Source organism: Pseudarthrobacter sp. fls2-241-R2A-168, from assembly GCF_030209335.1.
Lineage (GTDB): Bacteria > Actinomycetota > Actinomycetes > Actinomycetales > Micrococcaceae > Arthrobacter.
Genome location: NZ_JARVSG010000013.1, coordinates 135,947 through 160,536, shown reverse-complemented (window position 1 = coordinate 160,536; position 24,590 = coordinate 135,947). Strand labels below are relative to the sequence as shown.

General features: G+C 66.0%; 22 protein-coding genes. 7 read left to right on the top strand and 15 right to left on the bottom strand.

Going from position 1 to position 24,590, the window contains the following annotated elements; all coding sequences use genetic code 11:
• Window positions 1–64: 64 nt before the first annotated feature.
• Entirely contained in the window at window positions 65–1,201 is a 1,137-nt protein-coding gene (locus QRN11_RS10015) for an NAD(P)/FAD-dependent oxidoreductase (protein WP_285250852.1), read from the top strand.
• Between the two features lie 66 nt (window positions 1,202–1,267).
• On the opposite strand, the gene QRN11_RS10010 is transcribed toward QRN11_RS10015, so the two are convergent.
• Complete coding sequence (locus QRN11_RS10010) at window positions 1,268–2,767, bottom strand: SulP family inorganic anion transporter (protein ID WP_285250851.1); 1,500 nt, start codon at window positions 2,765–2,767, stop codon at window positions 1,268–1,270.
• 273 nt (window positions 2,768–3,040) lie between these two features.
• On the opposite strand from QRN11_RS10010, the gene mptB reads away from it, so the two are divergent.
• On the top strand, window positions 3,041–4,636 hold the full coding sequence (gene mptB, locus QRN11_RS10005; protein ID WP_285250850.1) for a polyprenol phosphomannose-dependent alpha 1,6 mannosyltransferase MptB: 1,596 nt from the start codon (window positions 3,041–3,043) through the stop codon (window positions 4,634–4,636).
• On the opposite strand, the gene QRN11_RS10000 is transcribed toward mptB, so the two are convergent.
• Window positions 4,633–5,886: a glycosyltransferase 87 family protein gene (locus QRN11_RS10000; RefSeq protein WP_285250849.1), complete on the bottom strand. Its 1,254-nt coding sequence runs from the start codon at window positions 5,884–5,886 to the stop codon at window positions 4,633–4,635. The genes mptB and QRN11_RS10000 overlap by 4 nt on opposite strands.
• Before the next feature lie 28 nt (window positions 5,887–5,914).
• Window positions 5,915–7,249: a glycosyltransferase family 87 protein gene (locus QRN11_RS09995; RefSeq protein ID WP_285250848.1), complete on the bottom strand. Its 1,335-nt coding sequence runs from the start codon at window positions 7,247–7,249 to the stop codon at window positions 5,915–5,917.
• Window positions 7,250–7,559: 310 nt separating this feature from the next.
• Between QRN11_RS09995 and QRN11_RS09990 the strand changes: the two genes are divergently transcribed.
• Window positions 7,560–7,763, top strand: coding sequence for a hypothetical protein (locus QRN11_RS09990; RefSeq protein WP_091418988.1), 204 nt, complete (start codon window positions 7,560–7,562; stop codon window positions 7,761–7,763).
• 31 nt (window positions 7,764–7,794) lie between these two features.
• On the opposite strand, the gene QRN11_RS09985 is transcribed toward QRN11_RS09990, so the two are convergent.
• The 5 genes from QRN11_RS09985 to QRN11_RS09965 all read right to left on the bottom strand — a co-directional run bounded on the left by QRN11_RS09985 (window position 7,795) and on the right by QRN11_RS09965 (window position 12,927).
• A complete protein-coding gene (locus tag QRN11_RS09985; RefSeq protein WP_285250847.1) occupies window positions 7,795–8,043 on the bottom strand; it encodes a DUF3072 domain-containing protein in 249 nt (82 codons plus the stop codon).
• A 10-nt stretch (window positions 8,044–8,053) separates the two neighbouring features.
• Window positions 8,054–9,244 carry a glycerate kinase gene (locus QRN11_RS09980; protein WP_285250846.1) on the bottom strand — a complete coding sequence of 397 codons (1,191 nt, stop codon included), beginning with the start codon at window positions 9,242–9,244 and terminating at the stop codon, window positions 8,054–8,056.
• Between the two features lies 1 nt (window position 9,245).
• A complete protein-coding gene (gene dctA, locus QRN11_RS09975; RefSeq protein WP_285250845.1) occupies window positions 9,246–10,697 on the bottom strand; it encodes a C4-dicarboxylate transporter DctA in 1,452 nt (483 codons plus the stop codon).
• A gap of 100 nt (window positions 10,698–10,797) precedes the next feature.
• Window positions 10,798–11,895, bottom strand: coding sequence for a tartrate dehydrogenase (locus QRN11_RS09970; RefSeq protein ID WP_285250844.1), 1,098 nt, complete (start codon window positions 11,893–11,895; stop codon window positions 10,798–10,800).
• Between the two features lie 132 nt (window positions 11,896–12,027).
• Window positions 12,028–12,927 carry a LysR family transcriptional regulator gene (locus QRN11_RS09965; RefSeq protein ID WP_285250843.1) on the bottom strand — a complete coding sequence of 300 codons (900 nt, stop codon included), beginning with the start codon at window positions 12,925–12,927 and terminating at the stop codon, window positions 12,028–12,030.
• 166 nt (window positions 12,928–13,093) lie between these two features.
• Between QRN11_RS09965 and QRN11_RS09960 the strand changes: the two genes are divergently transcribed.
• Complete coding sequence (locus QRN11_RS09960) at window positions 13,094–14,575, top strand: FAD-dependent monooxygenase (protein WP_285250842.1); 1,482 nt, start codon at window positions 13,094–13,096, stop codon at window positions 14,573–14,575.
• Between the two features lie 19 nt (window positions 14,576–14,594).
• A complete protein-coding gene (locus QRN11_RS09955; protein WP_285250841.1) occupies window positions 14,595–15,428 on the top strand; it encodes an oxidoreductase in 834 nt (277 codons plus the stop codon).
• Window positions 15,429–15,462: 34 nt separating this feature from the next.
• On the opposite strand, the gene QRN11_RS09950 is transcribed toward QRN11_RS09955, so the two are convergent.
• The gene (locus tag QRN11_RS09950; protein ID WP_285250840.1) at window positions 15,463–15,852 is read right to left on the bottom strand and encodes a VOC family protein; all 390 of its coding nucleotides are present in this window, start codon (window positions 15,850–15,852) and stop codon (window positions 15,463–15,465) included.
• Window positions 15,853–15,916: 64 nt separating this feature from the next.
• A complete protein-coding gene (locus QRN11_RS09945) occupies window positions 15,917–16,111 on the bottom strand; it encodes an N-acetyltransferase (RefSeq protein WP_285250839.1) in 195 nt (64 codons plus the stop codon).
• Window positions 16,112–16,273: 162 nt separating this feature from the next.
• Here QRN11_RS09945 and QRN11_RS09940 point away from each other — a divergent pair, with 162 nt between their 5' ends.
• Together QRN11_RS09940 and QRN11_RS09935 are read left to right on the top strand one after the other, a co-directional pair.
• Window positions 16,274–16,792: a flavin reductase family protein gene (locus QRN11_RS09940; RefSeq protein ID WP_285250838.1), complete on the top strand. Its 519-nt coding sequence runs from the start codon at window positions 16,274–16,276 to the stop codon at window positions 16,790–16,792.
• Window positions 16,793–16,849: 57 nt separating this feature from the next.
• A complete protein-coding gene (locus QRN11_RS09935; protein WP_285250837.1) occupies window positions 16,850–17,284 on the top strand; it encodes a hypothetical protein in 435 nt (144 codons plus the stop codon).
• Between the two features lie 64 nt (window positions 17,285–17,348).
• On the opposite strand, the gene QRN11_RS09930 is transcribed toward QRN11_RS09935, so the two are convergent.
• From QRN11_RS09930 to QRN11_RS09910, 5 genes are all read right to left on the bottom strand, one after another.
• A complete protein-coding gene (locus QRN11_RS09930) occupies window positions 17,349–18,716 on the bottom strand; it encodes an MFS transporter (protein ID WP_142058452.1) in 1,368 nt (455 codons plus the stop codon).
• Between the two features lie 40 nt (window positions 18,717–18,756).
• On the bottom strand, window positions 18,757–20,232 hold the full coding sequence (locus QRN11_RS09925; RefSeq protein WP_285250836.1) for an NAD-dependent succinate-semialdehyde dehydrogenase: 1,476 nt from the start codon (window positions 20,230–20,232) through the stop codon (window positions 18,757–18,759).
• A 20-nt stretch (window positions 20,233–20,252) separates the two neighbouring features.
• Complete coding sequence (locus tag QRN11_RS09920) at window positions 20,253–21,503, bottom strand: iron-containing alcohol dehydrogenase (protein WP_285250835.1); 1,251 nt, start codon at window positions 21,501–21,503, stop codon at window positions 20,253–20,255.
• 169 nt (window positions 21,504–21,672) lie between these two features.
• Complete coding sequence (locus tag QRN11_RS09915; RefSeq protein WP_285250834.1) at window positions 21,673–23,640, bottom strand: helix-turn-helix domain-containing protein; 1,968 nt, start codon at window positions 23,638–23,640, stop codon at window positions 21,673–21,675.
• 47 nt (window positions 23,641–23,687) lie between these two features.
• Window positions 23,688–24,491 (bottom strand): IclR family transcriptional regulator, encoded by an 804-nt coding sequence (locus QRN11_RS09910; RefSeq protein ID WP_285250833.1) that lies wholly within the window; start codon window positions 24,489–24,491, stop codon window positions 23,688–23,690.
• Window positions 24,492–24,590: the final 99 nt, after the last annotated feature.

The following is a 24,590-nucleotide window of genomic DNA, read 5'->3' as shown; positions in this document are numbered from 1 at the left end:
GAACTCTTCCCCGCGACGCAGGTAAGCGTCTTCCGCTCCCATAAATTCCACAGAAAGGGACACCATGTCCTCTGTTCCAGCCTCCCCGCGCACTGCCACCAAGCGCGTCGCCGTCATCGGCGGCGGCATCCTCGGCGTCTCCACCGCAGTACACCTGCTCCGCGAAGGAGCCTCCGTGATCCTGCTGACTGAGCGCGGCCTCGCCAGCGAAGCCAGCGGGCGCTCACTTTCCTGGCTGAACTCCGCCGGCGAACGGTCCACCCCCTACCACCAGCTGCGCGTGGCCGGCGTGGACCGCTACCGCACGCTTTTCGCCGCGGACCCCAGCCGGGAATGGCTGCAGTTCGGCGGCGGCCTGATGTGGAACGCCGCGGGGCAGCGCGAAGCCACCGAGGCCAGGCACGCCTTCGAAAAATCCATCGGCTATGACTCCAAGCTGGTTGCTCCAGGCGAAATCCCGTCCGTTACCCCGGGCATCGATCCGGACGCGGTGCCGGAGAACGCCATCTTCAATCCCGGCGAAGGGTGGGTCAGCCTGCCGGACCTGATCGACTTCCTGATGGAGGAATTCCACGCCAGGGGCGGGGAACTGGTCCTCAACGCCGGCAAGGCCTCCGTTATGGTGGAGGGCGGCCGCACCTCGGGCGTGGAAACCTCGTCGGGCGGGACGTACCCGGCCGACGCCGTACTGGTGGCCTGCGGCGCAGCGACGCCCGCCGTCGTCGGACCCCTGGGAGTGCACATCCCGAACGGCTCTCCAGTGTCCATGCTGGTGGTGACCAAGCAGGTGCAGCGCAGCGTGGCAGCGGTGATGAACACCCCGCGCGCCGCCGTGCGGCCCAACCCGGGCGGCACCTTCGCGCTGGACCACGACTGGTATGAGGAACACATCACCGAGCACGCCGACGGTTCCTTCAGCATCCCGGACGGTGTAGTGCAGGAACTGGCCGACGAAGCCTCAAAGCTCATCGCCGGCAATCCCGAGCTCAAGCCTGCGTCCTGGAAGATGGGCTACAAGCCGATTCCCGGCGATGGCGAACCGGTCCTGGGCGAGCTGGGACAGGTACCCGGATGCTTCGTTGCCTTTACGCACTCCGGGGCCACACTGGGGCTTATTGCCGGCGAACTGCTGGCCGGCGAAATCCTGACCGGCAAAAAGCACCCCATGCTGGCCACCTTCCGGCCCGGGCGCTTCTCCTGAGGTGTGCCGGCAAGGGGCGGGGCTGCATCTTGCCGCCCCGCCCCCGTGGCGGGTACAGGCGGCCGGTCAGGCCCCCAAGTGCCCCGTGAGGCGGCGGTGGAAGCCGGCGCTGCGCTCATCAAGCCCCTGGATGGCCACGGTGGCCCCGTGGGCGCTGTATTTCGTTTCGATGGAGTCGAGGGCGGCCACCGTTGAGGCGTCCCAGATTTGGGCACGGCTCAGGTCGATAGTGACCCGGGCGGGATCGTCGGCATAGGCGAACTGCTCCACGAGGTCATTGCTGCTTCCGAAGAACAGCGGCCCCACCACGTCGTAGTGGACGCTTCCGCTGTCTCCGGCCACGGTCCGTTCCACGCTGATGACGTGGGCCACCCGGCGGGCGAACAGGACCATCGCCAGGACGACGCCGACAAGGACGCCGTAAGCCAGGTTTCCGGTGAGGACCACAACGGCCACCGTGACCACCATGACCAGGGTCTCCGGGATGGGCATCCGCTTCAGCGTGGAGGGTTTGACGCTGTGCCAGTCCACCGTGGTGACAGCGACCACCATCATGACCGCTGCGAGGGCGACCATGGGGATCTGGCCCATGACGGAGCTGAGGCCAGTCACAAGCGCCAGCAGGAACAGCCCCGCCACGAAGGTCGAGATCCGGGTACGCGCCTGGCCGGTTTTCACATTGAGCACGGTCTGGCCGATCATCGCGCACCCGGCAATGCCGCCGTAGAAGCCGGCAAGGATGTTCGAAACGCCCAAGGCCCACGACTCGCGGCTTTTGTGCGAGGGCGTCTCGGTGATGTCATCGACGAGTTTCGCCGTGAGGAGGGTTTCCATGAGGCCGACGAACGCCACACTCAGTGCAGTGGGCAAGACCAGTTGGAAGGTCTCAAGGGTCAGCGGAACCTGGAAAGGGGTGATGCCGGGCATCCGGCCGGTCAGCGGGCCCTCGTCCGAAACGTTTGGTATGGCGAGGCCGGCGACGATGACAATCGCCGTGACGACGACGATGGCCACCAGCGGCGACGGGACCACCTTGGTGAACCGCGGAAGGATGAAGATGATCGCGAACGTCAGGGCGAACAGGGCGTAGGCCGGCCAGGCGACGTTGAGTACGTGGGGCACCTGTGCCATGAAGATCAGCACACCCAGGGCGTTGACGAACCCGATCATCACCGATCGCGGGATGAACCGCATCAGGCGCGCAAGCCCGGCCAAGCCAAAGACCACCTGGATCACACCGCCGATAAGCACCGCCGGCAAAACATACTGGACACCGTGCTCATGCACGAGCGGGGCGATCACGAGGGCGACGGAGCCTGCTGCGGCGGTCACCATCCCCGGGCGGCCGCCAAGGACCGACATGGCCAGGGCCAGGACGATGGAGGCCACAAGACTGACCATGGGATCAACCCCGGCCACGATCGAGAATGAAATCACTTCCGGGACCAAGGCCAGGGTGGTGACCATCCCGGCGAGGACTTCGCGGGAAAGTTGCCGCGGTGAGCGGAGGGCCGTGCGAACCGTGATCGGTTGCCGCAGAGGGCGGGGGCGGTCGGCGACAGCCAAGGAGCGGCTCCAGGGGCTTGGCTCTTGTGGAAAAGAGCGGTTGGGGGGATCGCTGCACGCCACGTTGCGCGCGGTCCAGCCCCGTCATGGGAGGGAGCCGGAGTGCAAAGGGATGCGCCGGTGACTTTTGGCTGCAGGTTCAAGATTACCCGGACGTGAGAGGGGGACGTCATCCGGGAGCAGGCGGAACCGCGGCTGATAAAATGGCCAGGTTGCAGGGCGGCCTTTTCGCTGGTGCAGCCAGCGCCGTAACGAAGTAGGGGACCAACACACATGACGGCAGGCGGTGCACACCTCGGGACGTCGGAAAGCCAGCCTGGCCCGCCGGCCACTGCCGCGGCCGCGCCCGTGAAGCGCCGGGTCTATGTAGCAACCATTGAAGGATTCCTCGGCGCCCTGATGATGTTCGTGGGCTCGATCGGCACCGGCTGGATCGCCAACGGCTCGCCCATGATCCGCCAGCCCATCGTCATCGCACTGCGCACCGAGGGCTGGGGCGTCACAGTGTCGACGGTGCTGCTCACGGTGGGGGCCATGGTGCTGATGCGTTCGTGGCTCCGGCTGGGGCAGCGCCTTGCCGAGTGGGGCGCTTCCTCGTTGCGGTCCGTGGTCATTGCCATCTCCGCCTGGTCCCTGCCGCTGCTCTTCTGCGTGCCGGTCTTCTCCCGTGACGTCTACGCCTACACCGGCCAGGGCAGGCTGGTGATGGAAGGCCAGAACCCGTACCAGGTGGGCATTTCCACCCTCAACAACTGGTTTGCGCTCGGCGCCGATCCGGCCTGGGCCGAAAACAGGACCCCTTACGGCCCCTACTTCCTGTGGCTGGCGCGCGCCGTCGTCGGACTGACCGGAGCCCAGCCCGACGCATCGGTGCTGCTCTTCCGCCTCCTGGCCGGCGTGGGCGTCCTGCTCTGCGTGATCTACGTGCCCAAACTTGCGGAACTGCACGGCATTAACGGGGCGCGCGCCCTCTGGATCGCCGTAGCCAACCCCCTGTTCCTGATCAGCTTCATCGCCAGCGCCCACAACGACGCTTTGATGGTGGGACTCGCCGTCGCCGGCGTCTACTTCGCTGCCACGCGCCGCTACCTGCTGGGCATTCTCCTGGTCACCGCGTCCATCGGCATCAAGCCCATCACCGTGCTCCTGCTGCCGTTCATCGGCGTGATGTGGGCCGGCCCCTCCGCGTCCTGGCCGCGGAAGTTCCTGATCTGGGGCGCGACGGCGGGCATCAGCCTCGGCATTCTGGCCGTCAGCGGGATTCCGTACAACCTTGGACTGGGCTGGACCTGGGCGATCATGGACCCGACCCCCGGCTACACCGGCTACTCACCGTCGGGCTTCCTGGGCCAGCAGGTGGAGTTCCTGGCCAACGTGCTGGGGCTGCCCGGCGGCACTTTCGCCACCCTGCTGCGGACGGGCATGAAGTATGCCGCGGTCGGGCTGGTCCTGCTGCTGATGTTCCGCGGGGACTACTCGCGTGCGGTGCGGCGGATGGCCCTGGCATTCACCGCCGTGGTGATGCTCTCACCCATCATCCAGCCCTGGTACATCCTCTGGTTCATCCCGTTCCTGGCCGTCACCGGGATCCGGGACGACTGGCAGATCAGGTCCTTCTACGTGGCCGTCACGTTCTTTGTGGTGTTCGGGGCGCAGGACCAGCTCTCGGTGTGGTCCTTTGTGGAACTGCCCATCGACGCGTCGTCGCTGGCATTCATTACCGCCCTGGCATTTACGTTCTACCTTCTATTCCTCGACGTGCATACACGCAAACTGCTCATCGAGGCCAAGCCCTGGGACCTTGCCAAACGGGGCTGGACCTGGAGCCTGGACCGGTGGGAAAGGTACCAGGCCTCGCGGAGCCGCTAAGCGCCCGCAGGCACCGCGGCAGGCTTCCGGCCCAGTTCCGCCGTCCGCTTTACGGACCACCACAGCAGCACCACCAGGAGCACGTTGCGCGCAGTGAGGATCGCGGCCATCACCGGGTGGGCGTGGATGAGCGGGGTGTAGAACAGCGGGTAGATCACGAAGGTGGTCATCGCGATCCCCATCAGCAGGGCCGCCGGGACCTTCCACCTGTTCCAGTCGTGCGCCAGGCCGGCAATGATCACCGGCGCCAGCCAGATGATGAACTGCGGGGAGCCCACCTTGTTGAACACGATGAAGGCGGTGACCATCATGAGCGAACCCTCAAGGAACAGTTCCTCCCGCTCCGCCCCGCGGTTCAGTGCACGGACCAGCAGGACCGCGGCTCCCACCGCGGCGAGGATCAGCAGGGGCTGCATCAGGAAGGCTGCCGCGCCGGCCCCCGGGCCGTAGACCTCGGTGGAGTTGATGGCCGTGTTGTCCGCCATCTTCGAACCCGCGATCTTGAAGACGCTCAGCCACACCCATGGTGTGGAGAAGGTGGCCTCCAGCTGCATGCCCCGCTCGCCCTGGTTCAGGAGGAAATCCAGGATGTGCCTTAGCCCGCCGGACAGCCAGGTTCCCAGCGCCACCGCGGCGGTCACCGCGGCGCCGGCGAGGACCACCTGGATGCGCTTCCGGCTCGCAATGACGATGGGCACCAGCACCGCCGCGGGCCATACCTTGATCCACGTGGCGATGCTGAGCAGGACACCTGCCACCACCGGCCGCTGGGCGGCATAGAGCAGCGCGATCAGCACAATGGGAGCGGTGATGCCTTCCACCCGCGCGAAGCTGAGGTAGCCCATAAACACGGTGAAGAACAGCCACCACCAGGCCGGCGCGATGCCGCTGACCTTCCGCGGTCCGCGCGTGAGGAAGGCAAGTCCGACGGCGTTGAGGGCCGTGATGATCAGGAACCAGACGAGCAGGTACAGGCCGGGCCCTGCGATGTTCGCGAGGAAGATGGGGAGCTGTGCCAGCACCGGGTACACCCACGGGCTGATCTTTCCGTCCAGGTCCTGCGGGTTGTAGCCGTCCTGGGCCCACTGGCGGTACTGCTCGGTGTCGCTGAAGGTATCGCCGTTGAGGAAAAAGGACGCCATCCAGCCCAGGAAGTAGAGATGGACGACGGCGAAGCCCCACCACACGCTGGACGGGCGGGCGAACCAGTCCACCACCGTGGCGGGGAGGACTTTGGTGCGGACGGTCACCAGCCGGTCAAAGAACTTCGTGGAAATCTTAGGACTCCTTGAGCGCGGGAGCGGCTGCGGGCGTCTTCTTGCCCAGCAGGTAGAGGCGCCGGACGCTCCAGATGAACAACACCACCAGCAGGACGTTGCGGATGGTCAGCACCAGCGCCATCCACGGGTTGTTGTGGCTGAGGGCGTCGTAGAACAGCGGGTAGATGAAGTACGTGGCCACGGCGATGACAATCAGCATGGCGGCCGGCACCCGCCATTCCCGCCAGCTGTGGGCCAGCCCGACGGCGACCGCAGGGGCCAGCCACACCATGAACTGCGGGGAGCCCACCTTGTTAAAGACCACAAACGCGGTGGCGAGGGTCAGGGCGCCGGCCAGGAGAAGCTCGGTGCGGTCCACGCCGCCGCTGGTTTTTCCGTTGTGGAGCGCCCAGAATGTCAGGCCGGCCACCAGCAGCGCGGCCAGGACCAGGAGGGGCTGCATCAGGACGGACATCAGCGCAGTGCCGGGACCGTCCACCTGCATGGAGTTGATGTCCGTGTTCATGTACATCCGCGAGCCGCGCACGTTAAGGACGGACAGCCAGAGCCAGGGCGTGGTGAAGGTGGCCTCGAGCTGCATGCCCCGGTCGCCCTGCTGGGTGAGGAAATTCAACAGCTTGGGAACGCTGCCGACTGCTGCTGCCAGCGCAATGACGCCCGCCGTCGTCGTGATTCCGGCAAGCACCACCAGGATCCGGTTCCGCACCACGGCGAACAGGGCCAGCATGATGGCCGCCGGCCAGACCTTCACCCAGGTGCCGACGGCCAGCAGGATGGAGGCGATGAAGGGCCGGCCCACACCGTAGGCGAGGGCCACCAGGACCAGCGGTGCGGTGAGGCCGTCCACGCGGGCGAAGCCGAGCCAGCCCATGAGGAAGGTGAACGCGAGCCACCACCAGCCGGCGGGGATGGCGTTCTGGTCACGGCCGCGGTTGGTCAGCTTCAGCAGTGCCCAGCCGTTGAGCAGGGTGGTCATCAGGACCCAGAGGAAGAAGAACGGTCCGGGTCCCGCGATGCCGGCGATGGCCATGGGGATCAGCGCGAGGATGGGGTACACCCAGGGGCTGGGGCCGCCGGTGAGGTTGGCGTCGTCGAAGCCTGCCATGGCCCAGTCCCGGTAGATGAACGTATCGCTGAAGGCTTCGCCGCGCAGCGAGAGGGAAGCGGCGAAGACCAGGAAGACCAGGTGCACCACGATGAAGCCGCCCAGCAGTCCGCGGCCGGTGTTCAGCCGGTTCCGGGCGGGTGCGGGAAGGATGACGTTGCGGATCCGGGTGAGATTGCCGAAGAAAGCGTCCGTGGAAATGGCGGGATCCTTGTCAGGTCGTGGCACAGGTATGGTGTTGTGCTGGTGGCTTGGGTTCTGCCGCATGGCTGGTTCAGGGGCATCGGAGCCGTCCGGAAACAGCTTCCACTCCTGTCCAACTCTAATTCACGGTGCTTTGGCCCCGTAATTTGCCGGACCAGGCCCGAGCCGTCATGCTGCTGACCTGCGACGACTTATTACTTGATTTTTCAAGTTGCTGGTGATCCATTACTCGGGCATCATGAACTGGGCACAAAGGTGCCCAACTTCGTCTGCAGCCTTGGGGAGCGCAGGTGTTAGATATGAACCCCTACCCCCAACACACTAAGGCTAGACCATGAACTTCCCACTGACCCTCACCGTTGCCGACCGCCAGAGCATGGACAGCGAGCTAGACGCCGCCGTCACCGCTGCCAAAGCCCACGCGCTGGCCGAGAAGCGGCACGGCATCCTGGTCACCCGGCACGGCGTGGACAAGTTCACGGTGGCGCTGAGCGAATCTGTTCCCTTCGGCCTCACCCAGGAACACCAGGCCTGGTAGGCCGCCTGGGGCGCCTTCGTCCGTAGCGGCGTTACTTCTCTTCGCCGCCGCCTGACACTCTTCCGCTGCGCTGCTGCAGCCGGTCAATGTGCTTGGACGCTTCCGCCTTGCTGAGATCAGCGGGCAGTTCTTCCCCTGCTTCGCGCGCCAGCCTGTCGAGGTAGCTGCGCTGCGCCGCTGTCATGGGCTCATCGCCGGTTCCCCAATCCTCAGGGTCCCGGTTCAAGCCTGCATCCGGTTCCGGTGTGGAGCTGCCGATGGTTTCCTGGTTTTCACTCATGCCGAAAAGTCTAGGCTCCGGGACTGACAGCGGGAACCTGCAGGCTTTCGCCGATGTCCCGCCCTATCCGGTGCAACAGCGCGGCCGAGAGTTCGGCATCCTTGGACGAGTCCCGGTCCGTGTACTCCGCCAGCGTATAAACGCGGGCAAGCGACATTTCGGACCAGCGCTCCCGCGGAAGGAGTGAGCGGCCGGCGACGGCAATGATCGGCCGGTCCCCGGACCGGCGGGCGACGGCGGCGGGCAGCTTCCCCGCGAGCGTCTGCTCATCGATGCTTCCCTCGCCCGTGATCACCACGTCGCAGCCGTCCTTGCGGGTGTCGAAGTCCAGCAGGTCCAGGAAGTAGTCTGCGCCCGACACCTGCCGCGCCCCCAGCAGCAGGCATGCATAGCCAATGCCGCCCGCGCTGCCGGCACCCTCGTTCTCGGCCAGCGCCGCGGCGTCGTCGAACCCTGACTCGGACATCTTCGCCACGAAATTCGCCAGGCCGGCATCGAGCGCGGCCACGTCCGCAGCCGTGGCGCCCTTCTGCGGCCCGAACACCGCGGGTGCGCCGTGCGGTCCGCCGAGCGGATTGTGGACGTCGCTCGCAACGATCAGTTCGGTTTCGCGGAGTTCCGGAAGCGCCGTCGGCTCTACGGTGTGGATCTGGCCCAAGTCCCGTCCGCTGCCCTGCAGCTGACGCCCGGCGGCATCACGGAAGCGGAAGCCGAGGGCGGTAAGCATTCCCATCCCGCCGTCGGTGCTGGCGCTGCCGCCCAGGGCTAGGATGATCCGGGCCGGGTTGAGGCTGACGGCAACCAGGACCGCCTCGCCGAAACCGCGGCTTGACGCTTCCATCGGTTCGAGCTTTCCGCCGGGCAGCAGCCCCAGCCCGCAGGTGTTCGCCACCTCCACAACCGCCGTGGCGCCGTCGAACGCGATGCTCGCCTGGACAGGCCGGCCCATTGGCCCGGACACCGTGCAGCTATGGCGGCCGAAACCGGAGGCGACGGCGGCGTCAACACTGCCGTCACCTCCGTCCGCCAGCGGAAGGAGCTCGCAGTGGACGGTCCCGGCCGTAGAACCGGCGCCGGGGAAAGCAGCCGAGCGGAGTCCGGCGGCCAGGGCGTCGGCCACTTCGGCGGCGGTAAGGCTGCCTTTGAACTTGTCCGGGGCGATGAGGGCGCGGACGCTGTGCGGGGCAGTTGCTGCGGTCATGTCAGACGGTTTCCGAGTAGGCGGGGCGGCGGTCGGTGGTGGCGGCGTGGTGCTTCGGTGCGTGGTGCCCATACTCGGTGAGGTCGTCATCGATGTCGGCGACGTCCTCAACATGGATGGGGTCCTCGGCCGGCATGGGCTCCACCGTTTCGCCGGCGAAGACGCGGCGGGCGCGGTCCACGTCCAGGGTGCGGTCCCACCAGGCGATGAAGAGGGTGGCTACGGCGTTGCCGGTGAAGTTCACCAGGGCACGGCACTCGGACATGAACTTGTCGATGCCGAAGATGAGCATGATGCCGGCGGCGGGGATGGTCCCCATGGTGGTGAGCGTGGCGGTCAGGGCGATGAAGCCGCCGCCGGCCACACCTGCTGCGCCCTTGGAGGTCAGCAGCATCACGGCGAGCAGGCCCAGTTGCTGGCCGATGGTCAGGTCCGTGTTGGTGGCCTGGGCGATGTAGAGGGCAGCGAGGGAGAGGTAGATCGCTGCGCCGTCGAGATTGAAGCTGTACCCGGTGGGAACCACCAGGCCCACGGTTTCCTTCTTCACGCCGGCGTGCTCCAGCTTGCGCATCAGGCCGGGCAGGGCGGGTTCGGCGGTGGAGGTGCCCAGGATGAGCATGTACTCCTCCTTCAGGTGCCGGATCATCCGGAAGATGTTCAGCTTCAGGAAGGCCATCACGGAACCGAGGACCACCACCACAAAGAGGATGGACGTGACGTAGAACAGGGCGATGAGTCCGCCCATGCTGGTCAGTGATGAGACGCCGTACTTGCCAACAGCGAAGGCCATGGCGCCGAAGGCACCCAGCGGGGCTGCCTTCATGATGAAGCCCAGGATCTTGAACATCACGCCGGTGAGGCGCTGCACGCCGTCGAGCACCGGTGCGCCCACCTTGCCCATGGCGTTAAGGGCGATGCCGAACACCACGGCGATGAAGATGATCTGCAGGATGTCCCCCTCAACGAAGGGGCCCACGATGCTGTTCGGGATGATGTGCGTGAGGAACTGCCACCATTCCTGGTGCTGGCCGGCGTCGATCAGCTTCGCGGCGGAGTCGGAGGTCTTGATGGTGCCGGCATCCGCGTTGACGCCGTCACCCAGGCGGAAGATGTTGATGGCCACCAGCCCGAACACCATGGCGCAGATGGTGCCGATCTGGAAGTACGTCAGGGCCTTCAGGCCCGTCATGCCCACCTTTTTCAGGTCCGCCACGCTGGCGATGCCGCCCACGATGGTCAGGAACACGATGGGGCCGATGAGCATCTTCATCGAGTTCACGAACGTGGTGCCGATGGGCTCCATCGCGATGCCGGCGCTCGGTGCCAGCCAGCCGACCAGGATGCCGATAACAATCGCTGTCAGTACCCAGAAGTAAAGCTGCCGGTACCAACGTGTTTTCCGGGCCGCGTTTTGTGTTGTTCGCGCGCTGCCGGCTGAGCTGATGTGATCCATGATTCCTACCTCATTGTGGAACGTCGCTGGAAGTTGTGAAGACTAAGGGGAGCGTTCGACGGCGATCGGGGGACCGCCGTCGAACGGTCTGGTAAGCGGGTTATACCGCGGCAGGTGCCAGGGTCAGGGCCTTGATGATCGCCTCGGTGACGTCGTCCGTGGTGGCGTCGCCGCCGACGTCGCGCGTCAGGTGGCCGGAGCCGGTGGCTGCCTCGATGGCTGCTTCCACCCGGCGGGCTTCCTGGTGCAGGCCGAAGTGGTCCAGCATGAGGGCTGCGGACGCGATGGCTCCGATCGGGTTGCTGATGCCCTGGCCGGCGATGTCCGGGGCGGAGCCGTGGACCGGTTCAAACATGGACGGGAAGCGGCGCTCCGGGTTCAGGTTGGCGCTGGCGGCCAGGCCCAGGCTGCCGGCAAGCGCGGAACCGAGGTCGGAGAGGATATCGGCGTTCAGGTTGGAGGCCACCACCACGGACAGGTCCTCGGGCTTGAGGATGAACTTGGCGCTCATTGCATCCACCAGGACGCTTTCGGTCTGCACATCCGGGTAGTCCAGGGCCACGCGCTGGAAGGTTTCGTCCCACAGGACCATGCCGTACTGCTGGGCGTTGGACTTGGTGACCGAGGAGACCTTCTTCACGGTGCGGGTGCGGGCCAGGTCGAAGGCGAAGCGCATGATGCGCTCGCAGCCCTTTTCGGTGAACAGCGCGGTCTGCAGTGCCACCTCGTTGCCGGGGCCGCGGCCGCTCAGGTTGCGACCGCCCAGGCCGGCGTACTCGCCTTCGCTGTTCTCGCGGACCACAACCCAGTCGAGCTCGGTGTTGTCCGCCTTGCGGAGCGGGGACTGGATGCCGGGCAGGAACTTCACCGGGCGGATGTTGGCCCACTGGTCGAAGTTCTGGGTGATGTTCAAGCGCAGGCCCCAGAGGCTGATGTGGTCCGGGACGTTCTCCCAGCCGACGGCGCCAAAGTAGATGGCGTCGAAGTCCTTGAGGGCTTCCAGGCCCCTGGGGTCCATCATCTGGCCGGTCTTTTCGTAGTAGCCGCAGCCCCAGGGGAACTCGGTCCAGTCGAAGGCGAACTTGCCGTTGGAGTCCTGTGCCAGGGCATCCAGTACCCGGCGACCGGCGGAAACAACTTCCTTGCCAACGCCGTCGGCGGGGATGGATGCGATGCTGAATTTCTGGGTGGCGCTCATGCCAGCCTCCTCGTTGAGTGTTTGCAGTGAACCTGTTAGCGCGGTCACACTGCCCTTCCTCTTCAAGTAGACGGCCCGCGGGCAGGCAGCGTCCAAGACTTAGTTTCGATACGCCTGATAGGAACGGCCTATCTATTGCTGCTGGTTTTCCGTGTGCCGGGCCGCGACGCCGAGGAAGGCTTTGGCCGCCGGCGTGAGGTTTTCCTTGCGGCTGAGGACGGCGACGTCGAGGTGGTGCACGGGTTCGATGAGTAGCGTGCGGAGGCCCGCCTTGTGGGCCGTGGGCGCCCACGACGACGGCATTACCGCATGGCCCACACCCGCGAGTACCAGCGGCAGGATGGAGGTCCGGTGGGCCACTTCGACGACGATTTCCACCTTGACGCCGTGCGCCAGGGCATCGTCCACCAGCCAGCGCATCAACGAACCGCGCTGGCTGGCGATGATGCGGTGGCCGCCGAGGTCTTCACGCTGGATGGCTTTGCGGCCGGCCGGGAAGGTGTCTGCCTGCGGGTTGACGATGAGGATCAGCGGCTGGCGCTCCAGTTCCAGGACCTCCACGCCGGGGACCCGGATGGGCGTGGGGGAGCCTGCCAGCCCGATTTCCGTGCTGCCGCTGCGGACGGAATCGATGACTTCCTCGGGCGTAAAGGCGGCGCTGACATTGAGCCGGACCGAGGGGTGGAGGCTGGTGAACTCCGCAATCATCGACGTCAAGGGTTCGATGCCGGGGGAAGGCATGGTGATGATGTCCAGCCGCCCGCTGCGGATGCCGCGCAGTGCCTGGACCGCGGACTGGGCGGCGTCGAGGTCCCGCATCACCAGCCGTGCCGGGCCCACCAGTTCCTTCCCCGCTTCGCTGAGTACCGCCCGCCGTCCGATGCGGTGGAACAGCGGAACGCCAAGTTCCTTCTCCAGGCTGGCGATGGTCTGGCTGAGCGAGGGCTGGGCGATCAGCAGGTGCTCCGCCGCCCGGTTGAAGCCGTCATGGTCCACCACGGCGAGGAAGTATTTGAGTTTGCGGGTGTCCACGCCTGCTCCTTTGCCGGTAAGCCTGACCGGGTGGAACGGCAGACGGAAGCGGAGGCTGATGCACTCCTTCCATTTCCAATGTATCGCCCCAGGTGGGGCTTGCCGCAAGGCCCGGTAGGGGCCGGATAATCGACGAGGCCTCAACCGGAGAGAACGGGAGCAAGCGATGTCTGAGCACGCGGTAGTGATTGTGGGTGGCGGCCCCACGGGGTTGATGCTGGCAGGGGAGTTGGCGCTCGCGGGAGTTGATGCAGCCATTGTGGAGCGGCGCCCCAGCCAGGAGCTGGCAGGTGCACGGGCAGGCGGCCTGCACTCACGGACCCTTGAAGTCCTGGACCAGCGCGGCATCGCCGGGCGGTTCATCGCCGAAGGGCAGCCGGCCCAGGTGGCAGGGTTCGCGATGACCCGCTTGGACATCAGTGACTTTCCCACCCGCCATCCCTACGGGCTGGGGCTGTGGCAGAACCACATCGAACGCATCCTGGCGGGTTGGGTGGACGAGTTGGCCGTGACGTTCTACCGCGGGACGGAGGTGACGGGCCTCGCCAAGGACAGTTCCGGCGTCGACCTCCAACTCAAGGACGGCGGCACCCTGCGCGCGGACTACGTGGTGGGGTGCGACGGCGGCAGGAGCCTGGTGCGCAAAGCGGCGGGCATTGAATTTCCCGGCTGGGATCCCACCACCAGCGCCCTGATCGCCGAGGTGGAGATGACCGGCCAGCCCGAGTTCGGCGTGCACCAGAATGCTTTCGGCATCCATTCCTTTGGCCGGCGGGAGTACAAGATCGTGGACGGCAAGGTGGTCTACGCGGACAGCGGGCCGGTGGGCGTGATGGTGACCGAGGAACACGTGGGGCCTCCCACCGAGCCAACCCTGGAGGATCTCCAAGCAGCACTGGTTGCCGTTTGCGGCACCGATTACGGGGCCCACAGTCCCACGTGGATTTCCCGGTTTACGGACATGACCCGGCAGGCTTCGACGTACCGCTCCGGCCGGATCCTGCTGGCCGGCGACGCCGCGCACGTGCATTCCCCGGACGGCGGCCAGGGCCTGAACATCGGGGTGCAGGATGCGGTGAACCTGGGCTGGAAGCTGGGGCAGGTGGTCAAGGGGGCCGCCCCGGAAACCCTCTTGGACACCTATCAGGCGGAGCGGCATCCCGTGGCGGCGCGGGTGCTGCGCAACACCATGGCGCAGAGTGCGCTGCGCCGCCCGGATCCTCGGATCAAGGCCGCCGGGGAGGTGGTGGCCGAGCTCCTTGGCATGGAGGAGCCGCGCCGGAAGTTCGCCGGGATGCAGTCCGGCCTGGACGTCCATTACGACCTCGGCGTGGGACACCCGCTGCTGGGACGCCGGATGCCCGACGTCGACCTTGCCACTGCGAATGATGCGCTGACGGTGTATTCGCTGCTGCACGAGGCGCGGCCGCTGCTGCTGAACCTTAGTGCGCCGGGCGTCTTCGACAACGTGCAGCGGCCGGATCGGGTGAAGCTGGTGGATGCGCACTATGACGGGCAGTGGGAACTGCCGGTGCTCGGGGAGGTCCCCGCTCCCGCAGCTGTCCTGGTCCGGCCGGACGGCTATGTCGCCTGGGTGGGGGATGGTACGGATGCGGGCTTGGCGGAGGCTCTGGCAACCTGGTGCTGATGCGCCCTAGGTTAGGAGTATGACCGCCAAGACCGCACTTGTAACAGGAGCATCCTCAGGAATCGGGGAGGCCACTGTCCGCAAGCTGCAGGGCCTCGGCTATACCGTGTACGGCGCGGCCCGGCGCACGGACCGGCTGCAGGAAATGGCGGCAGAGGGCATCCGGCCGCTCGCCATGGACGTCACCGACGAAGCCTCGATGAGCACCGGCGTCGGGCAAATCATTGCCGATTCCGGCCGCATCGACGTCCTGGTCAACAATGCCGGATACGGCTCCTACGGCGCCTTGGAGGATGTCCCTATTGATGAGGGCCGGCGGCAGTTTGAGGTCAACGTCATCGGGGCCATCCGGCTGGCGCAGCTGGTCCTGCCGCACATGCGCGGGCAAGGTTCGGGCACCATCGTGAACGTCACCTCGATGGGCGGCAAGATCTATACCCCGCTGGGCGGCTGGTACCACGGGACGAAGTTTGCCCTGGAGGCGCTCAGCGACTGCCTCCGCCTGGAGGTCAAACCGTTCGGCATCGATGTGGTGGTTATTGAGCCCGGCAGCATCGCCACTGAGTGGGGTGGCATCGCGGCGGACAATCTTGAGGCTACCTCCGGGCGCGGACCGTATGCGGCGCAGGCCGAAGCTGTGGCCAGGACCTTGCGGGCGGAGTCGGCCGGAAACCGGAACTCCCCGCCGTCGGTGGTGGCGGACGCAATCGGGAAGGCGGTGACCGCCGCGAAGCCCAAGACCCGCTACGCGATGGGCTTCGGCGCCAAACCGCTGATCACTGCACGAGGATTGCTCGGCGACCGCCAGTTCGACGCTGTGATCAGCCGGGCCCTCGGACTGCCGCGCAGCTGACCGCCGGATTGGCCGGTCCCCTGCTCAGGAGCCGTTACAGGTGCGCATCCCTGACATCCGGCGGCGTGGCGCCCTGGAGGACCCACCGGTTGCCGTCCGGATCGGCGAACTGGGCAAACAGCACGCCACCCATGTCCTGGACTTCGCTGATGTCCGCACCGCGGCGGACCAGTTCGTCGCGGGTTGCACCCATGTCCGGCACCACCAGCTGGAGTCCCTCGAGGCTGCCCGGCGCCATGGCGGTCATCCCGGTGCCGATAACGATCGACGTGGCCGAGCCCGGGGGCGTCAGCTGCACCACCCGCATTCCCGGAACGTGTTCCACGTCGTGGTCGAGCACGAAGCCCAGTTGCTCGGTGTAGAAGGACTTTGCCCGATCCACATCGGACACGGGTACCTGGACAACCTCAAGGCGCATCTCCATTGGGCCACCGTACCCTGCGCAGCCCTTCAGGGAGTGTCATTTAGACGACGGCGCTGTCCCGGCTTTAAGCGTCTGCGCCTTGCGGGGCGGCAGCCCGCAGGGAGGCTGGTGCGGCAGGTTCCCGGTGGACGTCCCGCTCAGGCCGGTGTTCAAAACCATCCGCGGTCACATTCGCCCCTTCCGCCAGGAGGGCGTAGCCAAGCCCTTGTTTCCGGGCCGCCGGAAGAACGGCGAGCAGCCTCAGTTCTGCTTCTCCCACACCGGCCTGGCGCCATCAGTGCAGGTCACGAGCCCCTTTTTCGTTACTCCATGCTTCGGGCCATGACCGCATGTTGCCTACGGCGTCAGTGCGTTTCAGCCGGGATTGAACAGCGCACCGGCGGGTGGTTGGTTGGAATAACCGGCCTTGAAAGGAAAGAACATGACGGAACACTTTGATCTCACCCCGCAGCGCCTGCGCCACGTCCTGGGCCACTTTGCTTCCGGACTGACCGTCATCACCGCCGCCACGGACAATGGTCCGGCGGGCTTCACGTGCCAGTCCTTCTCTTCCCTTTCGCTGGAACCCGCACTGGTCACCTTCAGCCCGGCGCGCAGCTCCAGCACCTGGCCGCAGCTGCGCAACGCCGGCCGGTTCACGGTCAACATCCTGCCCGCGGAGCACCAGCACCTGGCAGCCCAGTTCGCCCGGTCCGGCACCGACAAGTTTGCCGGCGTGGACTACTCGGAGTCACCCCTGGGCAACCCCGTGCTGGACCAGGCGCTCGCCTGGGTGGATTGCGAACTGCATCAGGAGTACGACGGCGGCGATCACACCATTGTGGTGGGTGCCGTCCGCGCCCTGGGGGCACGGGACGGCGCAGAGCCGCTCCTCTTCTTCAAAGGCCGCTACTTCGAAGGAGTGGAAGCGCGCGTCCGCCGGCTGGAGCAGGTCGCATGACGGGGGCGAGGTCCCGCTCGCGGGGACGGGTCCGGCGCCCGGCAGGAGCCTGACGGCATGATCGGCACACTCACCCGCAGGATCCAGGCGACCTGCGCTGATGAGCTTTCCCTGCTCCGCCGCCAGATGTATTCCCTGGCCTGGCAGGAGATCCGCGAAGGCGGGGTGGAGGGGGCCGCCACGGCGATGGCCCGCAAACCTTCGTGCGTAACCCACGGGGTCAGCGTGGACGTTGTCTGCTTCGCCCAACGCGCCACCCTCAAGGACGCGCCCTTGATGATTTCCGTCGCCATGCACCTCCACCCTGGCCGCCGGTCCGATGAGGTGTACTGGGAGGAGGCCGATGCGTGGGCGCAGGCGGTGGCCGGCCACGAACGGTTCAGGGTTGAAGCGCGCGGCGGCCTGGAAACCCTGGATGGCAGGGTCTTCCACTATGCGCTGACCGAGAAGGCGCCCGAGGCCCGGGCCGTTCCGCTGGCATGGCTGTTCTGATCCAAGAAAGGCGCCGTCCAGGAGGCTCATGACCTGGACGGCGCCTTTCTTGCTTTCGTAAGTATCAGTTAGAGCTGGAGTCTGCAGTTGCTGCGTTTTTTGCGTCCAGCTCCTGGGCGGCTGAAATACGCCGATCGAGCTTCGAAAGCGTTTCCGGAGCGAGGATTGTGGCGACCACGGTGATAACGCCAATGATGCTGAAGTACAGGATGACCCAGCCCGGCTTGCCGTTGCCGGCGGTGAGGAGCGCGACGGCGACAAGGGGTGCGATGCCGCCGGCCAGGACCGAGCCGAATTGGTAGCCCATGGACGCGCCGCTGTAGCGCAGCTTGGTGGAGAACAATTCCGCGAAGAACGCGGCCTGGGGGCCGTACATTGAGTTGTGGAAGACTGCGAGCCCGATGATGATGGCCAGCGTTGCCAGCAGTGCGCTGCCGGTATCCGTCATGACGAAGTACAGCGGGAAGAACAGGAGTCCGCCGATGGAACCGAACAGGTACAGCGGCTTGCGGCCGATCTTGTCGGAGAGGATTGCCCACAGCGGGACGGCGAAGACGCCGATGGCGGAGGCAATCAGAACGGACATGGTGCCCTGGTTGGCGCGTTCAGCACCGAAGGTCTTCATGATGTAGACCACGGAAAAGGTGGTGTACAGGTAGAACGCGGAGTTTTCGGCCAGGCGCATTCCGACGACCAGCCAGATGCCCTTGGTTTCCTTCTTCATGGCCTCGCCCAGCGGCTTCTTCGCGGTCTCGTTGGCCGCCAGGAGTTCCTTGAAGTCATTGGAGTCTTCGAGCTTATTGCGGACCACCATGCCGGTCACGATCAGGATGACGCTGAGCAGGAACGGCAGGCGCCAGGCCCAGGCGTCAAACTCGGCTGCCGGGACGGCTGCCTTGACGGCAAGGACGCTGGAGTTGGCCAGCAGCATGCCTGCCGGGACGCCCATCTGGGTGAAGCTACCGAAGAATCCGCTGCGTCCGGCAGGGGCGTGTTCGATGGAGATGACAGCCGCGCCGGCCCACTCGGCTCCGGCGCCAAAGCCCTGCAGCAGGCGCAGGACGGTCAGCAGGATGGGAGCCCAGACGCCGATCTGTGCGTAGGTGGGCAGCATTCCCATGGCCAGGGTGGCGAAACCCATGATGAGCAGGGAGAGCACCAGCATCGGCTTGCGGCCGATCTTGTCACCGAAGTGGCCGGCGAACATGCCGCCGAACGGGCGGGCAACGAAGCCCACCGCGTAGGTGACAAATGCCATCAGCAGGCCAGTGGCCGGATCCTGTTCCGGGAAGTACAGGCGGCTGAAGACACCGGTCGCGGCGAGCAGGCCGAAGATGTAGTAGTCATACCACTCAATGGTGGTGCCGATGAAGCTGGCGAGGGGAACGCGCCACGGCGTCTTCGCCTTGGCTTGGGTGTTCGAGATCGTCATTAATCTTTTCTTTCGGATGGAGACGGTGGGACCGGCAGTGCTACCAGTCGAGGGCGATGTATTTGGTTTCGGTGAAGTCCAGCAGGCCCTGGTGGGCACCTTCGCGGCCCAGGCCGCTCTGCTTTACGCCACCGAACGGTGCTGCGGGGTCTGACACAAGTCCGCGGTTGAGGGCCACCATTCCGCTTTCGATGCGCTCGGAGACCCGGAGCCCCCGGCGGAGGTCCTCGGTGAACACGTACGCGGCGAGGCCGTACTCGGAGTCGTTTGCGGCTGCGATGACTTCCTCTTCGGTGTCGAAGGGGATGACCGAGGCCACCGGTCCGAAGATTTCCTCGGTGACCATACGGGCCTGAAGCGGCACGTTGGTCACGACGGTGGGCGGGTAGTAGTACCCGGCGCCGTCGACGGCCTGGCCGCCGGCGAGGAGCCGTGCGCCCTGGCTGACCGCGTCGCGGACCAGCGAGTCGACTTTGCGGACGCTGGCCTCATCCACCAAAGGTCCAACTTCGGTGCTGGCATCGGTGCCTGGGCCCACCCGCATGGCGCCCATGCGTTCGGCCAACCGGCGGGCGAACTCGTCGTGGATGCCGCGCTGGACGTAGATCCGGTTCGCCGCGGTGCAGGCCTGTCCGCCGTTGCGCATCTTGGCTACCATCGCGCCCTCGAGCGCCAGGTCCAGGTCTGCGTCATCGAACACCAGGAACGGGGCGTTGCCGCCTAGTTCCATGGAGCATTTGAGGACGTTGTCGGCGGCCTGGCGGAGCAGGTGGCGTCCGACGCTGGTGGAACCGGTGAAGGACAGCTTGCGCACCCGGGGGTCGGCGAGGATGGGCGTCATGACTTCACTGGTCTTGCTCGTGGTGATGATGTTCACCACGCCTGCCGGGACACCGGCGTCGATCATCAGCTGGGCGATCGCCAGGGTGGTCAGCGGCGTGAGCGTGGCCGGCTTGAGCACTGCGGTGCAGCCGGCGGCCAGCGCCGGCGCCAGCTTCCGGGTAGCCATGGCCGCCGGGAAGTTCCAGGGGGTGATCAGGACGCAGACGCCGATCGGCATGTGCTGGACGAGGATCCGGTTGGCGCCCGACGGCGAGACGGACACATCGCCGATGATCCGGACCGCTTCCTCGGCGTACCAGCGGAAGAATTCGGCGGCATACGCCACTTCGCCGCGGGCGTCGCTGAGAGCTTTGCCGTTTTCGAGGGAGATGAGGCGGGCGATCTGCTCGCTGCGCTCGGTCATCAGGTCGAAGCAGCGGCGCAGGATTTCAGCCCGCCGGCGCGGCGGGGTCGCTGCCCAGTCCGGGAAGGCTGCGGCGGCGGCGTCGACGGAGGCGAGCCCGTCCTCGACATCGGCGTCTGCGATGTCGGTGATGACGGAAGCATCGGAGGGGTTGATCACCTCGACGGTGTCACCGTTGCTGGCGTCCTGCCACTTCCCGGCAACCAGCAGCTGGCGGGGCACCGTCAGGCCGTCGACGTCGAGCGGTTCAGAGATTGAAAGAAGGGTCATCAGTGGTCCTTAAGTGCTGATCAGCGGATGATGCGGTCGCCGGCGTAGGCGGCGGAAACGATGGAGGTGACGGCGTCGAGGTCAAGCGGCACGGGGTTGTTGTCGATGAGCCGCTTGGAGTTCAGCGACAGTTTGGCGATCTGGGCGAGGTCGCTTTCCTGCACCCCAAGGTCCTGCAGCGTCGGGGGCAGCTCGATGGCTGCGATGACCTCATCGATGGCCTCAACACCTGCGGCGGCGGCAGCACGGGTGTCCAGCCCGCGGATGTCGCGCCCCAGGGCTTCAGCGATCTGCGCCAGTTGCGGCTGGATGGCCTCGAAGTTGTGCCGGACAACGTAGGGCAGCAGAAGGCCGACGCCCACGCCGTGGGGAGTGTGGGTGAGGGCGCCTACCGGGTACTGGATGGCGTGTGCCGCCGCGGTTCCGGCGTTGCTGAGGACCACCCCGCCGTAGAGTGCGGCGAGCATCATCCCGGCCCGGGCCTCGGTGTTTTCGGGGTCCTTGTAGGCGGTCACCAGGCTGCGGCCCACGAGTCCGATGCCGTTCAGGGCAATGGAGTCCGTCAGGATGTTCTTGCCGACGAAGACCCGTTCGCTTGCCAGCGTGGAGGTCGGTTCCCGGGTGATGGCCGTGAAGGACTCCACCAGGTGCACGAACGTATCGGCGCCGGTTGCGGCCGTCAGGGACGGCGGGCAGGAGTAGGTGAGCTCGGGATCGCACACCGCAGCGAAAGGGATGATGTGGGGGCTCGAGATGCCCATTTTCATGCCAAGGTCAGGATCGGAGACGACGGCGATGGCCGTGGCTTCGGAACCCGTGCCCGCCGTGGTGGGCAGGGCGATGACCGGCTTGACGGGGCCGGGGACGGCGAACTCGCCGTAATAATCGCTGGGCTTGCCGCCGTGGGTGAGCAACACGGAGACGACCTTTGCCATGTCCATGCAGCTGCCTCCGCCGAAACCGATGATGACATCGATCTCCTGGCCCTTGAGCTCCTCGACGCAGGCCACGATCCCGGGCACCGGCAGCTCCGCTTGGGTGTCGCCGTAGACCCGGACGGTCAGGTTCTTGTCTTCGAGGCTACGGACCAGGGCCGAGAGGTCCTCGGAGACGGCCAGCCGCGGATCGGTGCAGATGAGGACGTTGGTTCCGAATTCGGCTGCGATATCGGCGACGGCGAAGCGCTGCTGGGCGCCGACGACGACGCTCCGCGGCAGACGGAGGACGCCGAAAGTTGCGGGACGGATACCCGCTGCGTGCGCACACGACATTGTGAATAACTCCTAGAAAATGGGATGGGCGGGCTTCCTGAAAGGTGCCGCAGATCTCAGCATTCCAGAAGCGGGTGACCCTCACCATGTGGTTCCCTGCCATATAAATGGCCAGCACGTGTGTGTCGGTGCCATGGGCTTTGGGCTGGCGGCAAAGAGGGTGCGTTGTTTAGGAACCGGCGGAACCGACGCCTGCCGTCTTCATTCGCCACAAGCGCAGCGCAACCTGGACGTCCAGGGAACGGCTTCCCCGGCGCCACGAGGCACCCGCCAGCGCGTCGATCCGGTCCAGCCGTTGTCTCAGGGTGTTCGAGTGGATGTGAAGCGCATCGGCCGTCTCTTGCGTGGCGCCACCGTTGTTGTGGAACGTCCACGCTGTGAGAACCAACTGTGTGCCCCGCCGCTCGTCGTAGTCCAGGAGGGGCCCCAACTGCGCAGAGAGCAGTTGTCCAGCGAAAGGGCTATCCATCGCTCCGAGCAGCATCCCCGCGGTACCCAGGGCTGCGCGGTCCGCTGCCTCTCCGTCACGCGAGAGGGCCTGCAGGGCACGGAGGACGGAGTGGGCTTCACTGTGGGCCGTGGAGAGTCGGGCAAAGCCGGTCACTGGTTCTGAGGACCCAACGGTGGCCGTGATGCGGCGTCGCCTTAGTTCGTCAATGATGGATTGGCCGGCGCGGCCGGAAGCGCGGGCGTCATCCTGACGGCTGCCGTTCCCGTCCACAGGTTCAATGATGCACAGATGTGATTCGTGCAGTGCGGTGATTCCCGGGCTGCCCTCGGACCGGTGCCTGAGCACGGAAAGAGCCCGTTGGCGCTGGTCGTCGGCGACGCCCACCACGCGAACTGCGAGCCGGGCGTGGTTTGCCAAGCCGAACTGCCCGGCCCTGCGGGTCAGTGCGGCCGAGTGCTCAGCCCGGGGGCTGAGCAGGTCATCGATGAGTTCGAGCTGCAGACGGTATTGGGCGTCCTGATAGGTGCGTTCGAAAAGCAGCGACACACTGAGCACCAGGGCGCTGCGTTCCAGGACGGCGAGCTGGGCCGGGCGCAGCTGCTCTGCGACGATCAGGGAGGCCAGGTGCTGCTCGCCCGCGACGGCAGACATGACTGTGTACTTCTTGTCGTTGACCTCGAACTCGATGGCCACACTCTTGGCAGCTGACTCCTCGGCGGCGCTCAGGGCCGGAAGGCTTCCAAAGTCAGGATGCGCCGTCCCGTCCGCCAGCGGCTCGCCCATGGGCGAAACCAAGAAGACAGGACTGCCGAGGGACTCGGCCAGCAGGTGGAGCAGGTGTGGAAGGCTTCCGGCTGACGCCAGGGTCTCCATGAGCCGTCGGTCCAGGGTTGAGAGCTCTTCGAGTGCCTGCATGTGGGACAGGTTCTGTTGCTGTGCCTGGTCCAGCCGCGCTAGAGCATCAGCCATCTCGCTGAAGTAGCGGGCGTTTTCCAGCGCGACGGCAGCGTGCGTACCGATGGATTCCATGAGCGCCACGTCATCACTGCTGAAATCGTGTGCATGCCTGTCGGCCACCAGCAATGCGCCGATCACTTTCCCTTCTGCGCGAAGGGGAACGCCCATGATCGCCCGGACGCCTTCGGCCGCCACAGCAGTGTCGCTGGATTCCAGATGGGATTTTGACTCGTCCAAGAGGTAGTCCGCGCTCTGGGCCGGCGCCTCGCCGGTGGCCACAGCACCGAGCACGCCTTCGCCCAGGGGCATGCGGATGTTCCGGAAAAGAGCGGTCGTTGCGCCGTCGGTCACCCGGACGTAGGACTCGCCGGTGTCATAGTTGTTCAGGCTCAAGTAGGCGATGTCGCTGCCGATCAAAGACCGGGTGCGCCGCACGATCGCCTTGAGCACGGCCTCGACATCGCGTATGCCGGTCAGGTCGGTAGCCGTATCGTAGAGCACGCGAAGCAGACCCTCCCTGCGGCTCGCCTCCCATAACCGGGCGTTCAGCCGGCGTGCGGCTGCCGCGCTTGACTGGTCGATGGACCCGGAGTCCAGCCAGGCAGAGAGCGTCGTCTCCAGTTCAGCCGCGGAGATGCCACGATCAAGCATGTCCATAATCTGGCCGGCACCCATGGCATCACCCGACGGGCCGCCGCCGTGAACAGCAGAGACGTCATTCGTAGCCATGAGCCAATGCTAGTCCGGGGGCCACGGCGCGGACCCGGGAGGGGGCGTCAGTAGACGGACCCTTCGAGCAGCTCGGAAAGCCTGTTGGCTGCACGCCGGAGTTCCGGGACGCCTGCCTTGAGCGTGGCCTCGCTGGCTGCCTCCACGGGACTGGTGAGGGAAATCGACTCGCTCGGGCGGCGCCCCGTCCTGTTCGGCACGGCCACGGCTACGGAAAGAACCCCAGTGGCCCGCTCATCCGCAGAGTACGCATACTCGGCGTCGGGCTCGGGCAGCCTGGAGCGGAGCTCCCCGGCGGTCAGTTCAGGATCCTGACCTGCAATAACCGCCGCCGCCACCACCTGCTCCAGCTCGTCGTCGGAGGCTGAAGCGAGCAGGATCTTGCCGGCGGCGCCTAGTGTGAGCGGCAGCCGCTTGCCCAGCGGAAGGTCGTATCGCAGCGGGGCCTCGCCGTCTACGCGTGCCACGAGGATGCGCTCGAACCCCAGCCGCGTGTACAGCGACGCCGTCAGCCCGGTCTGTGACGCGACCTGCTGGAGGATGGGCCGGGCGGCGACCACGAGAGGATCGTTTTCGAGGAAACTCCGGGCGGCAGGCAGGACCGCCGGCCCTATCCGGTAGGACTTGTCGGTCTGGCTCACCATGCCGAAGTCCTGCAGCACCCGCAGGATCCGCAAGGTGGTAGGCAGGCTCATGCCGCAATTCCTGGCCAGGTCGCTGAGCCGCTGCGGCCGCTCAGCGCGCTGCAGCTCCGCGAAGACCTCCATAGCCCGTGAGAGGGAGCGCATGTTCGAGGCTTTAGGGCCTTCCTCTGCCGGAGCACCCGAGGCGCTGGATGTCGTCGTCGTCATTCTTCCATTCTATGTAAGTTCCTTGCGCTTGACAGCTGATGTGTCTGCTGTCACTATTTCTCTGTACGCAATATAGTTTCATTCTGTGAAATGAAGCAA

Bases quoted from the DNA above. Each gene is read 5' to 3' on its own strand.
- QRN11_RS10015 (WP_285250852.1), top strand. From the start codon at position 65: ATGTCCTCTGTTCCAGCCTCCCCGCGCACTGCCACCAAGCGCGTCGCC.
- mptB (WP_285250850.1), top strand. From the start codon at position 3,041: ATGACGGCAGGCGGTGCACACCTCGGGACGTCGGAAAGCCAGCCTGGC.
- QRN11_RS09990 (WP_091418988.1), top strand. From the start codon at position 7,560: ATGAACTTCCCACTGACCCTCACCGTTGCCGACCGCCAGAGCATGGAC.
- QRN11_RS09985 (WP_285250847.1), bottom strand. From the start codon at position 8,043: ATGAGTGAAAACCAGGAAACCATCGGCAGCTCCACACCGGAACCGGAT.
- QRN11_RS09980 (WP_285250846.1), bottom strand. From the start codon at position 9,244: ATGACCGCAGCAACTGCCCCGCACAGCGTCCGCGCCCTCATCGCCCCG.
- dctA (WP_285250845.1), bottom strand. From the start codon at position 10,697: ATGGATCACATCAGCTCAGCCGGCAGCGCGCGAACAACACAAAACGCG.
- QRN11_RS09970 (WP_285250844.1), bottom strand. From the start codon at position 11,895: ATGAGCGCCACCCAGAAATTCAGCATCGCATCCATCCCCGCCGACGGC.
- QRN11_RS09960 (WP_285250842.1), top strand. From the start codon at position 13,094: ATGTCTGAGCACGCGGTAGTGATTGTGGGTGGCGGCCCCACGGGGTTG.
- QRN11_RS09955 (WP_285250841.1), top strand. From the start codon at position 14,595: ATGACCGCCAAGACCGCACTTGTAACAGGAGCATCCTCAGGAATCGGG.
- QRN11_RS09950 (WP_285250840.1), bottom strand. From the start codon at position 15,852: ATGGAGATGCGCCTTGAGGTTGTCCAGGTACCCGTGTCCGATGTGGAT.
- QRN11_RS09940 (WP_285250838.1), top strand. From the start codon at position 16,274: ATGACGGAACACTTTGATCTCACCCCGCAGCGCCTGCGCCACGTCCTG.
- QRN11_RS09935 (WP_285250837.1), top strand. From the start codon at position 16,850: ATGATCGGCACACTCACCCGCAGGATCCAGGCGACCTGCGCTGATGAG.
- QRN11_RS09930 (WP_142058452.1), bottom strand. From the start codon at position 18,716: ATGACGATCTCGAACACCCAAGCCAAGGCGAAGACGCCGTGGCGCGTT.
- QRN11_RS09925 (WP_285250836.1), bottom strand. From the start codon at position 20,232: ATGACCCTTCTTTCAATCTCTGAACCGCTCGACGTCGACGGCCTGACG.
- QRN11_RS09920 (WP_285250835.1), bottom strand. From the start codon at position 21,503: ATGTCGTGTGCGCACGCAGCGGGTATCCGTCCCGCAACTTTCGGCGTC.
- QRN11_RS09915 (WP_285250834.1), bottom strand. From the start codon at position 23,640: ATGGCTACGAATGACGTCTCTGCTGTTCACGGCGGCGGCCCGTCGGGT.
- QRN11_RS09910 (WP_285250833.1), bottom strand. From the start codon at position 24,491: ATGACGACGACGACATCCAGCGCCTCGGGTGCTCCGGCAGAGGAAGGC.